At 62.8% G+C, this 10,762-nt stretch carries 9 protein-coding genes and 3 tRNA genes; 6 read left to right on the forward strand and 6 right to left on the reverse strand.

The window, feature by feature from the left end; translation table 11 throughout:
- Positions 1 to 139: 139 nt before the first annotated feature.
- Positions 140 to 212 (reverse strand) — tRNA-Thr (locus RLQ26_02210).
- Between the two features lie 78 nt (positions 213 to 290).
- On the reverse strand, positions 291 to 596 hold the full coding sequence (locus RLQ26_02215; protein ID MEQ9087540.1) for a hypothetical protein: 306 nt from the start codon (positions 594 to 596) through the stop codon (positions 291 to 293).
- Between the two features lie 167 nt (positions 597 to 763).
- On the opposite strand from RLQ26_02215, the gene RLQ26_02220 reads away from it, so the two are divergent.
- The 3 genes from RLQ26_02220 to RLQ26_02230 are packed head-to-tail and all read left to right on the forward strand — an operon-like array spanning position 764 to position 5,109.
- Entirely contained in the window at positions 764 to 1,477 is a 714-nt protein-coding gene (locus RLQ26_02220) for an ABC transporter ATP-binding protein (GenBank protein MEQ9087541.1), read from the forward strand.
- Positions 1,477 to 3,852 (forward strand): ABC transporter permease, encoded by a 2,376-nt coding sequence (locus RLQ26_02225; GenBank protein ID MEQ9087542.1) that lies wholly within the window; start codon positions 1,477 to 1,479, stop codon positions 3,850 to 3,852. The genes RLQ26_02220 and RLQ26_02225 overlap by 1 nt, the downstream gene beginning before the upstream one ends.
- 3 nt (positions 3,853 to 3,855) lie before the next feature.
- Positions 3,856 to 5,109: an HlyD family efflux transporter periplasmic adaptor subunit gene (locus tag RLQ26_02230; GenBank protein ID MEQ9087543.1), complete on the forward strand. Its 1,254-nt coding sequence runs from the start codon at positions 3,856 to 3,858 to the stop codon at positions 5,107 to 5,109.
- Between the two features lie 3 nt (positions 5,110 to 5,112).
- Here the strand turns inward: RLQ26_02230 and RLQ26_02235 are convergent, their stop codons facing one another.
- The 4 genes from RLQ26_02235 to rlmB form a co-directional block, all read right to left on the reverse strand.
- The gene (locus tag RLQ26_02235; protein ID MEQ9087544.1) at positions 5,113 to 5,928 is read right to left on the reverse strand and encodes a tRNA U-34 5-methylaminomethyl-2-thiouridine biosynthesis protein; all 816 of its coding nucleotides are present in this window, start codon (positions 5,926 to 5,928) and stop codon (positions 5,113 to 5,115) included.
- A gap of 72 nt (positions 5,929 to 6,000) precedes the next feature.
- Positions 6,001 to 6,963 (reverse strand): tRNA U-34 5-methylaminomethyl-2-thiouridine biosynthesis protein, encoded by a 963-nt coding sequence (locus RLQ26_02240; protein ID MEQ9087545.1) that lies wholly within the window; start codon positions 6,961 to 6,963, stop codon positions 6,001 to 6,003.
- A gap of 269 nt (positions 6,964 to 7,232) precedes the next feature.
- On the reverse strand, positions 7,233 to 8,702 hold the full coding sequence (locus RLQ26_02245; GenBank protein ID MEQ9087546.1) for a 2-hydroxymuconic semialdehyde dehydrogenase: 1,470 nt from the start codon (positions 8,700 to 8,702) through the stop codon (positions 7,233 to 7,235).
- Positions 8,703 to 9,087: 385 nt separating this feature from the next.
- Positions 9,088 to 10,014 (reverse strand): 23S rRNA (guanosine(2251)-2'-O)-methyltransferase RlmB, encoded by a 927-nt coding sequence (gene rlmB, locus RLQ26_02250; protein ID MEQ9087547.1) that lies wholly within the window; start codon positions 10,012 to 10,014, stop codon positions 9,088 to 9,090.
- Between the two features lie 165 nt (positions 10,015 to 10,179).
- Here rlmB and RLQ26_02255 point away from each other — a divergent pair.
- The 3 genes from RLQ26_02255 to RLQ26_02265 form a co-directional block, all read left to right on the forward strand.
- Positions 10,180 to 10,265, forward strand: a tRNA-Tyr gene (locus RLQ26_02255).
- 69 nt (positions 10,266 to 10,334) lie between these two features.
- Positions 10,335 to 10,408: transfer RNA gene (locus RLQ26_02260), tRNA-Gly, on the forward strand.
- A 213-nt stretch (positions 10,409 to 10,621) separates the two neighbouring features.
- Positions 10,622 to 10,762 (forward strand): GTP-binding protein (locus RLQ26_02265; GenBank protein ID MEQ9087548.1); only part of this gene is annotated, 141 nt, incomplete at its 3' end.

Consider the following 10,762-nt stretch of genomic DNA (forward strand, 5'->3'; position numbering starts at 1 on the left):
GCTGTGCCGACTCTTGTGCCGCGCGGAACCGCATTCGTTCGCGTTCCTTGCGCCGTATGCATTCGGCCAAAAGTCAGAGACCAAAAGCCAGAGACCAAAAGCCAGAGACCAAAGGCCAGAGAATTGAGGAAAAAAGCGGTGCCGGCTGAGGGACTCGAACCCCCGACATCTGGTTTACAAAACCAGCGCTCTACCAGCTGAGCTAAGCCGGCCACCCGCGACGGGGGAAGATACCGGGCCGGCGCGCCAGCCACAAGCGCCTGTCTCGCGAGGCGGGATGGCCCGGGCACCTAGCCGGAGCCTGTGCTCCGGGCTGTTTTTCGTGTCGCCGGATCCTGGGCGCCGTAGGCCTCCACGAAACGGGCCAGCACGCCCAGAAGCACCATTTCATGATGGGAGTTGCCATGGTCACGTGCGCGCCGGATATCGTCGATGATCATGGCGCGAATCTTGGGGGCGCCATTCTCGTCCTGGATGAGGTAATTCCCGAGCTCTGCCGCAGCCATTTCCGGAATGCCCTCGTGCTCGGCAATGGCGTCGATGACCTCTTCGTTGAGCTCGCAGAATTCGATGCAATCCTGCAAGGTCAGATTCATTTCCGCACTTTCTCTAGCTGAGCTTAACCCCTATCGTGGAAGTCTGCTGCCGGGCATGATCTATGTCAACGACCGCCCGTCCGGACGCAGGCAAGCCGGGCCGGGCCAGGGCAGACCAGTGCAGGCCAGGACAAGCCAGGGTAGAAGTCGGGCAGCGGGGCAGGGGCGTGACGGCACGCAAATCGGCTTTCAAAACGAATGACCTGACCAAGACCTACGTCACCGGGGAAGTCGTCGTCCATGCCCTGCGCGGCGTGTCACTGGAAATTCTGGAAGGCGAAATACTTGCCCTGCTCGGCCCCTCGGGGAGCGGAAAATCAACGCTTCTGAACATTCTGGGCGGGCTTGATCACGCCACTTCGGGGACAGTGCGCTTTCGCGAGCACGTGCTGAGCGCCATGACGGACTGCCAGCTCACCCGATTTCGTCGCGACCATGTCGGCTTTGTCTTTCAATTCTACAACCTGATCCCCAGTCTCACCGCACTCGAGAACGTGGCTCTGGTCACCGAAATTGCTTCACACCCGCTCGACCCGCTCGAGGCGCTCGACCTCGTCCGGCTCAAGGATCGTGCCGGACATTTTCCCTCGCAGCTTTCGGGTGGCGAGCAGCAGCGCGTGGCCATTGCCCGGGCTATCGCCAAGCAGCCCGAGGTGCTTCTGTGCGACGAGCCCACCGGCGCGCTGGACAGCCATACCGGGATTGTGGTGCTGGAGGCGCTGTTGCGGGTCAATACCGAGCTTGACACCACGGTCGCCCTGATCACCCACAACGCCGGCATATCCGGGATCGCGGACAGAGTCGTCCGCTTTTCCGACGGCCGGATTGCCAGCATTGAGGAGAACTCCGAGCGGAAGAATCCGGCGGAGCTTGTCTGGTAATGGCTGTCATTCGCGCGCTCGACCGCAAGCTGTTTCGTGACATCGCGCGCATGTGGGCACAGGCAATGGCCATCGCCGTCGTGATCGGCTGCGGAGTCGCGACATTCGTCATGGCTTTCGGGGCTCTGGTCTCGCTCGACGAGACGCGCGAGGCTTATTATGAGCGCTACCGCTTCGGCCATATCTTTGGCCAGCTCGAGCGGGCGCCTGAGCGGGTGATGGACCGGATCCGTGACCTCTCGGGCGTGATTCGGGCGGACAGTCGAATCGTCGTTGACGTGATCCTTGACGTGCCAGGCATGGACGCTCCGGCACAGGGGCGCTTGATCTCTCTGCCCGAAGGCCACATAGCGGCGGCGCTCAACGACATTGCCCTGCACCAGGGCCGGCTCCCGGCGGCGGATCGGCCTGACGAGGTGGTGGTCAGCGAATCTTTCGCCACGGCAAACGGCTTCGTGCCCGGAGACAGGTTCCACGCCATCATGAATGGCCGCAAGCGTGCGCTGACGATCGTGGGGACGGCGCTGTCGCCGGAATACGTGTATGCCATCGCCCCCGGCCAGCTCGTGCCAGATGCGCAGCGGTTTGCCATCACCTGGATGAACCGGACGGCGCTGGAGGCGGCGTACGATCTCGATGGCGCCTTCAATGATGTCAGCCTCCGGATCCAGCATCTCGCCTCGGAAGATGAAATCATCCGCCGGCTTGATCTCATCCTGGAACCCTATGGTGGGACGGCAGCATATGGACGGGACAAGCAGGTCTCTCACGCCTTTCTAAGAGGAGAGCTTGACCAGTTACAGCTGATGGGAAGGATTCTGCCGCCGATTTTTCTCGGCGTGGCAGCCTTTCTCCTCTATATCACCATCACCCGGCTGGTGGAGCAGGAGCGGCGGCAGGTCGGGCTGCTCAAGGCGTTCGGATACCGGAATAGCGAGATCGGCGCGCATTATCTCAAGCTGGTTTCTGCGCTGATCGCTCTGGGAGTTCTGGTGGGGCTGGCGCTCGGCGTCTGGCTCGGCCGCGGGCTTACGGAAATCTATGCCAATTTTTTTCGCTTCCCGTTTCTCTATTTCCATATCGATCCGAAGATCCTGGTGCTTTCAGCCCTTATCGCCTTCGGCGCCGGCCTGGCGGGGACATGGCGCGTCGTCTACCGGGTGGCGGGCCTGGCACCTGCCGTTGCGATGTCGCCGCCCGCGCCGCCCGTCTATGGTGCCACGTTCCTCGAGCGCCTCGGCCTTTTGCAGCGGATCAGCGAAGCGACCCGCATGATCCTGCGCCACCTGACGCGCTGGCCCGTTCGGGCGCTGATGACCATGGCCGGCCTTGCCGCGGCGGTCGCGATCATGATTGCTTCGCTCTTTTCCCTGGATGCGATCGATCTGATGATCGAGACGTTCTTTTTCGATTCTCAGCGCCAGGATGCCACCATCACGTTTCACGAACCCGAAGAGGCAGGGGTTATTTTCGATGCCGGGCATTTGCCGGGCGTCCTGGCCGTGGAAGGATTTCGCACGGTGCCGGTCAAGCTACGCAACGGCCGGCGGGTGGAACGCACGTCGATCACGGGTCAGGCGTCAAACGCGCGGATCAGTCGACTGGTGGATGACGAACGCCATCCCGTGGCGATGCCCGAGGCCGGACTCGTTCTGACAAGTCATCTTGCCGAGGAACTTGGCGTATCTCGTGCAGACAACATTGAGGTCGAGGTTCTGGAGGGGCGGCGAGGCACCCACGTGGTCCCAGTCGCGGCGGTGGTCCAGGAATATATCGGCCTGTCCGCCTTTATGGACCTCAGCGCGCTGAACGTCATGATGGATGAAGGTGCGCGTCTGTCGGGCGTGTATCTGAGCCTGGACCGGGCTCAGATGCCGGCGCTCTTTCGTGCGCTTAAGGAGACGCCCGAGACCTCGGCTTTTTCGATGAAATGGATGTCCATCGCGCAATTCAGAAATACCATCGCCGAATCTATGTCCATCTCGATCTGGATCTACACATTCCTCGCATCCAGCATCGCGGTCGGCGTTGTCTATAACAGCGCACGAATTTCCCTCTCGGAGCGCCGGCGCGAGCTGGCCACCTTGAAGGTGCTGGGCTTCTCCACGGGTGAGACGGCCTACATTCTTCTGGGCGAGCTATGGCTGCTGACGCTACTGTCGCTGCCGGTCGGAAGCGGCCTGGGCTATCTGCTATCCTGGTATCTGGCGGAGTCATTTTCGTCGGACCTTTTTCGCGTGCCGCTGGTTGTCGATAATGCAACCTACGGCGTGTCGATTCTTCTGGTCACCGGCGCATCCTTCGTTTCAGGGTTGCTTGTGACGCGACGCCTCTTTCATCTCAATCTTGTGGAAGCCCTGAAGACACGGGAATAGTGGATGAGCAGTCTCTCGAAACGTACGGTCATCGGCGGCGGGCTTATCCTGGCGGCGCTCGCGATTACACTGTTTCTTCTTTTCAGGACAGAGCCGGTTCTGGTCGAGACCGCTTCGGTTGTCCGGGAAGACATGACGGTGACGGTCGATGAGGAAGCGCGGACACGGGTTCACGATATCTACATCGTCTCTTCACCTCTCGATGGCCGAGTGGCGCGGATCGAAATTGAGCCGGGCGACGAGGTGATCGCGGGCGAGACGCAGTTGGCGCAGATACAGCCGCTTGCCCCGTCCTTCATCGACGCTCGCCAGCGGACCGAGCTTGAGTCCCAGGTCCGGGCCGGCGAAGCCGCGCTGTCTCTTGCCATGGCCGAACGCGACGCGGCGCGCGCCGAGCTCGATTTCGCCATTTCGGAGGTGGGTCGGGCCAGGCCGCTCGCAGAAAAGGGAACCATCTCGCCGGTTCAGCTTGAACGGGTGGAGCGCGACGAGAAGACTAGCCGGGCGGCTCTGGCGACGGCCGAGGCGCTGGTTAACGTGCGCCGTCACGAGCTCGAACGGGCGAAAGCGGCCCTCATCGAACCGAACACGGTATTCTCGGATGGCGCTGCGGGGCAGATTTGCTGTGTGCCGATCTTCGCGCCGATTTCGGGGCAGGTTCTGAAAACTGTGCAGGAGAGCGAACAGGTTATTCGTGCGGGACAGGCCCTGATGGAGATTGGCGATCTGGCGGATCTCGAAATCGTCGCCGAGCTTCTGTCCGGCGACGCTGTCAAGGTTCGGCCGGGATCGCTGGTCCGGATCGAGGATTGGGGCGGAGGCAAGGCGCTCGGCGGTACCGTCCGGCGGGTCGAGCCGCGGGGGTTCACCAAGATCTCGGCCCTCGGGATCGAGGAGCAGCGCGTCAATGTGGTGATCGATCTGGATCGAAGCGACGACGCCTGGAAGGCCCTTGGGCATGGCTACCGGGTCAATGTGCGTATCGCCGTCTGGCATGGCGAGGATGTTCTCAGGGTCCCGGTGGGCGCACTTTTCCGGGATGGCCAGCACTGGGCGGTCTTTGTCGATTCGGATGGGCGTGCCGAGTTGCGCCGGATCGGGATCGATCACCGCAACGATCTTTATGCCGAGGTCACGTCCGGCCTGTCGGATGGGGAGCAGGTGGTCCTCCACCCAAGCGACCGGATCGAGGATGGCACGCCGCTCATTCTTCGCCCGGCGCCGGCCGGCTTGTTTGACCGGCCGGTCGAGGGCTAGCGTCTAGCGCTGGTGGATTTCGATCACCGCCGCGCCGGTACCGTAGACGGGTCCGTAGGCGTGGACCTTGCCGCGCTTGAACTTGTTGTTAAGGGCGCCGAGCACCCAGCCGGCGTGCTTGAAGCCCATGTCCGCCTTGGCGTTCTTCGCATATGAAGGGATCGCCTTGACGAGACCCTCCGCGTCGCCCTTCTCGATCAGCCGCAGAATTTTCTTATTGGCCCGGTCATATTTGGGATCGACGATGTGGTCCTTTTCGATATCGATCTCGTCGCGGAAGAACGTGCCCGACATGTTGCCAATGCCCACTACGGCGACCCGTTTCTTCTGCTTGCGCGCCTCGGCAGCCGCCATCTGGCCCAGTTTCCACGTCAGATCGTAATCGTGGTAGAGATTGTTGGCCGCGATCACCAGCGGGATCGCGCCGCCCGGGTTCATGAAATTGTTCATCACGATGGTTCCCGTGTCGATCGGGAAGGCATCGTAGTCCACGCCCTTGGATTTGACCCCCATATCGTTGGCGCTCTTGATGCACGCCTTGGCGAGTTTCGTATCGACCTTCAGCTTGTAGGGAAGATCACCGAATTCATGCCAGTTCTCATCCACGTGCAGCCCTTCGACGACGCGGCGTGTCTGCCAGAGCTCATCCAGAACTGCCAGCCACTGGGTCGAGTAGACGAGGATGACATCCGGTTTCGATTTGCGAAGCGCTTCCCCCGCCGCTTCCAGTCCATCGGCGATCTTGCCCCATGGCGGATTATCCCGTTTCACGTAAGGCAAGGGTGAGCCCGGCACGATAAAGGCCGACACGATTGACATGCATTTTCCTCCTAAAGAAGGGCCGGCCGGGTGGCCCCCCACCCGCCGGCCGCTCGTCCGGTATGTTTGCGCCTAGGCGGCCTGCCGGGCCGGCTTGCGGCCATTGGCCGCGCTGGCGAGCCCATGTTTGATCAGGTTCCATTCCATCACGGCGTTGCCGGTACCGATCACCGTGCCGTAGCCATAGAATTCGCCGGGAATCTCCGGATAGTTCATGGCCGAAAACATCCAGGTGAACGCGCCGGATTTCACTTCGGCGAAGGCTTCTTCGATAAATTGCGGCAACAGGCGGAAGACTTCCTTCGTCTTGCCTTCACGTAAAAGCCTGATCATCCGCATATCCCACTTGTAGCCCTCGAAATTCTGCGGGTGCTCCTGGGACATATCCTCGGGGATTTCCGGTTCTTCGTGGAAGTGCCAGTGGCAGAACGTGTTCGAAGCAAGCAGCACCGCGCGTCGGCCAGTCTTTTCAATCGCCCGACGTGTCGCTTTGCCCAGCACATCCATTTCCTGCAGCCCTTCCTCCATGGAAAGATAGTAGGGCGAGTTGTTGGCGGAAATGCCGACAACCGGAATGTCCCACTGTGGGCGCACCATATGGAGCGTCGTGATTGTGCCGTAATCGACGCGGAAATTCGGGTTCCGCATCATCTTGGCGTAGAGCCCGGCCTTATCCGCCTCGGCGCAACAGGCCTCTGCGAGTTCCACATCCACTTCGAGATCAAAGGAGTAGCGGAAGATGTTGGGGAAGATCGGATCGACAGACTTGCCCGACAGATGCTTCACGCCCAGGAAGTGATGACCTTGCTGCGTGATCCAGTGCGGTGAATGCACAAGGAGCACGTCCGGTTTCATTTCCTCGATGCTGGCGCGGACATGATCATAGGCCCAGCGCAGTTCTTCCCAGCCGCATTGGGATTTCGGCTCGTTCTGCGGCGGGTTCTCGCCATAAACGAGATGGGGCGGGTGCGGGGCGAGAAACCCCGCGAGGATTTCCCCGTTCTTGCCGGCGGCGGAATTGCGTGCTTTGGCCATGATGGAACCTCCTCGTTGACCTCCGGTCTCCCCGGCGGGACAAGATGGCCCCGCGGGAATTCGGAGCATTTTAGCCCGATCCGGGACGCTTGGAAAACCGTCCGTTTGCCGGGGCCGGTTACGGGGGGCGGGGGGCGGCGCCCAGTCTCTTCGGATGGGCCGGGCTCAGGCGCTGGACCGGGCGACAGAGTTCCGTTTGACCCGGCGCGGGCACGAAAAACCCCCGGCGGGGATGAGCCGCCGGGGGTAAATCGCTTCGCTCGCCCTGACTACAGCTTGACGCAGATGTTCCGTGTTTCTGTATAGAATTCGAGCGAGTGCACGCCGCCTTCGCGCCCGATGCCCGAATGGCCGCGCCCGCCAAAGGGCGTGCGCAGGTCGCGCAGGAACCAGCTATTGACCCAGGCGATGCCCACGTTGATCTGCTGGGCCACGCGGTTGGCCCTGCTGATGTTCGTGGTCCAGACAGTCGTGGCGAGGCCGTATTTGGTGTCGTTCGCCATGCTGACGGCCTCTTCCTCGCTGTCGAAGGGCTGGATATGAGTGCACGGCCCGAAGACTTCTTCACGCACGACCGGGTCGTCCTCCTTGAGTCCGGTCCAGATCGTGGGCTGCACCCAGGATCCCTCGTTCATTGCTTCGCCGAGGTCCGGCACGCCACCGCCGGTGACGATCTGGGCGCCATTCTCCTTCGCCTTCTTGTAATAGGAGAGCACCTTGTTGCGGTGTTCCTGGCTGATGAGCGGGCCCATGTCGGTGCTGGGCGCCTCCGGGTCGCCCAGGCTCAGGTTCTCGGCATAGTCCTTCAGACGCGAGACGAATTCATCGAAGATGGGACGTTCCACGTAAAGCCGTTCGGTGCCAAGGCAGACCTGGCCACAGTTGGCGAAGCAGGCGCGTCCGATGCCCTCGACCGCCGCGTCCATGTCCGCGTCGGCAAAGATCACGCCCGCGTTCTTTCCGCCCAGCTCGAAGGAGACGTCGCGCACGCCGACGGCGGCATTTTTCATGATCGCCTCGCCGGTCCGGGTTTCGCCGGTAAAGGTAATGGCGTCCACCTCGGGGTTTTGGGTCAGGAATTCACCGGCCGAATCCGGGCCGAAGCCATGCACCACGTTATAGACCCCCTTGGGGACGCCCGCGTCGTTCATGACTTCGCCGAGAAGGGTCGCGGTGGTCGGCGTTTCTTCCGACGGCTTGACGACGACCGAGTTGCCGCAGGCGAGAGCCGGGCCGACCTTCCAGGTCATCAACAGGAGCGGCAGGTTCCACGGGCAGATCACGCCGATCACCCCCTTGGGCCGGCGGATCGAGTAATTGATGGCGTTGCGCCCGTCCGGCGTCGGGGTCTCGAAATATTCGCCGGGCACGTTCTTCACGATATCGGCGAAGACCCGGAAATTGGCGGCGCCGCGCGGAATATCGATATGGGAGGCCAGCTTCTTGGGCTTGCCGGTATCGGCCATCTCGGCCGCCAGGAATTCGTCGAACCGGTCCTCGATACCCTTGGCCACGGCGTAAAGGATCTCGGTCCGCTCGGGCATCTGCATGCTGGCCCACTCGCCCGACAGCGACCGCCGCGCCGCCGCGACCGCCCGGTCGACGTCGTCGCGTCCCGCCTCATGCACCAGGCTGATGACCCGGTTGTCGATCGGCGCGCGGTTCTCGAAGGTCCGCCCACTGGTGCCTTCGGTGTATTCGCCGTCGATGAAATTGAGAACTCGCTCATTTGTGGTCATGCGTCAAACTCCTTAAGGGCATGCGCCCTGGACCGTCGTCTCGTGATCTCTGTCTCTTGTGGGGCTGCCGGTACTGCCCGGCCGTAACGTCTTGAGTAGCCACCAGCGCCGCGATTGCCTGAAAGTCTGCGGGGATCCCGGCGACCGGCTAATGCCGTGCAGGGACCTGCCTCCGCGGCCGGGTCAGCCCCTTGTCTCGGCACCGGATAGCGCGAAAAGGGCCTTCGTCCTTGGCGGCGGCGCCAAGTTAGTGCGGAATTTTCGCACGGGCAACCGCCTTCGCCGCATTGTCAGGGGCGCCATCGTAACAGGACTGGCAACCGCGTTGAAAGCGGTGCGTCGGATCGCCTGGATGGCGGCCTCCCGGGTTTAGCACGGTGCCCGATCATGCAGCCGGCCGCGTGCTCGCGGCATAAAGGGCAATGGCGGCGGCGGCGGCGACGTTCAGGCTCTCCATTTCCCCGGTGAACGGGATATGGGCGAGATAATCGCAATGTTCCCGCGTCAGGCGTCGCAGACCGCCGCCCTCCGAACCGAGAACGAGGGCGGTGCGCGCGGGAAAGTCGAACCTGTCGATCCGGTCTTCCGCCCGCGCGTCCAGGCCAACGGTCCAGAAGCCGTGATCCTTGAGCTCCGCGAGGGCGGCGGCCAGGTTCGCTACGCGAACAAGGGCGAGTTTCTCCACCGCACCCGAGGCGGCCTTGATGACCGCGCCGGTCAGCTCGGGCGCATGGCGCTTGGGGACCACGACGGCCCTGGCGCCGAAGGCCGCGGCGGTGCGAAGGATGGTGCCGAGATTCTGGGGGTCGGTCACCTGATCGAGGAGGACGATGCGGATCGGCGCGCTGCCGGGCGGCGCGACCGCTTCCGGGGGCAGGATTTCACCGAGACTGACAGGGGGCAGGGGCAGGGCCCGGAGCGCGACGCCCTGGTGGATGGCGCCCGGCGGGAGGAGTGCCTCGATCTCCGGCCGCGCGATGATTTCGAGCGCCGGTCCCTGGCCGTCTTCCATCCCAGGGCGGGTCTCGAGGCTGAGGGCCTCCGCCGCCTCTGGCGTGGCCACAAGGCGCTTGCAGAGGCGTGCCGGATTGCCGAGCGCCGCCACGACCGCATGGCGGCCCCAGATCCAGTCGCCCGCGCCGGCGGCACGGGCCGCCTTCGGCCTCCCGGCCGGCCTGTCGGGGCGGTTTTTGCGCAATTTCGGCTCACCCGGGCCGGGGTCGCCACCACCCCCCGGGGGGGCGAGGTCCCGGCTGTGCCGGTCCCGGCGTCGGTGGGTGCGGTCAGGCGTGCGTGGGGCCTTGCGGACCATGGCTTGTCCCTCTAGTATCCGGAGCGAAATCAGCGACGGTATGGAACGGGCGCTTCAAGTTTGGAAAGCGGCCGCGGCTTCTCTTTACGCGATGTTTTGAAGTTGACAAGGGGTTGTGAATCCTCATATTTCGCTCCCCGTCGCGTGGCTGTGCCGACGTCTCGCGGAGGGGTGGCCGAGCGGTCAAAGGCAGCAGACTGTAAATCTGCCGACGTAAGTCTACGTAGGTTCGAATCCTACCCCCTCCACCACGCCCGGGGATAGGTCCCGGATTGGGCGGAAGGACGGTCGGAAAAAAGGAGGTCGAAGGCGGTCGAAAGGCGGGTGTAGCTCAATGGTAGAGCCCCAGCCTTCCAAGCTGGTTACGTGGGTTCGATTCCCATCACCCGCTCCACCTTTCGCTTTCCTGGGCCAGGCTGGCGCCGCGGATGGCGACAGTCGGACGGCGACGGACGGCGGATCAACGGACGGTGGATCAACAGGGGGGCTTGTCCGCGACGCGGGCCGAGCCCGGAAACAGCCAAACAAGGCAACAGCCGAACAAGGCATTGAGACAATGAGGAAAGGGGACAGGGCTGTCCCGGGTTGAAAGAAGGAAGTTTGGACGATGTCTAAGGGTAAATTCGAGCGTACGAAGCCTCACTGCAATGTCGGGACGATTGGTCATGTTGACCACGGGAAGACGACGTTGACGGCTGCGATCACGAAGGTTTTGTCTGCGAGCGGTGGCGGGGAGTTCACGGATTAC

It is taken from the genome of Alphaproteobacteria bacterium (assembly GCA_040220875.1).
In the GTDB taxonomy this organism is placed as follows: domain Bacteria; phylum Pseudomonadota; class Alphaproteobacteria; order JAVJVX01; family JAVJVX01; genus JAVJVX01.

Excerpts from the sequence above, each read along its gene's own strand:
- rlmB (MEQ9087547.1), bottom strand. The coding sequence starts at position 10,014 with ATGGTCCGCAAGGCCCCACGCACGCCTGACCGCACCCACCGACGCCGG.
- RLQ26_02225 (MEQ9087542.1), top strand. The coding sequence starts at position 1,477 with ATGGCTGTCATTCGCGCGCTCGACCGCAAGCTGTTTCGTGACATCGCG.
- RLQ26_02240 (MEQ9087545.1), bottom strand. The coding sequence starts at position 6,963 with ATGGCCAAAGCACGCAATTCCGCCGCCGGCAAGAACGGGGAAATCCTC.
- RLQ26_02235 (MEQ9087544.1), bottom strand. The coding sequence starts at position 5,928 with ATGTCAATCGTGTCGGCCTTTATCGTGCCGGGCTCACCCTTGCCTTAC.
- RLQ26_02245 (MEQ9087546.1), bottom strand. The coding sequence starts at position 8,702 with ATGACCACAAATGAGCGAGTTCTCAATTTCATCGACGGCGAATACACC.
- RLQ26_02215 (MEQ9087540.1), bottom strand. The coding sequence starts at position 596 with ATGAATCTGACCTTGCAGGATTGCATCGAATTCTGCGAGCTCAACGAA.
- RLQ26_02230 (MEQ9087543.1), top strand. The coding sequence starts at position 3,856 with ATGAGCAGTCTCTCGAAACGTACGGTCATCGGCGGCGGGCTTATCCTG.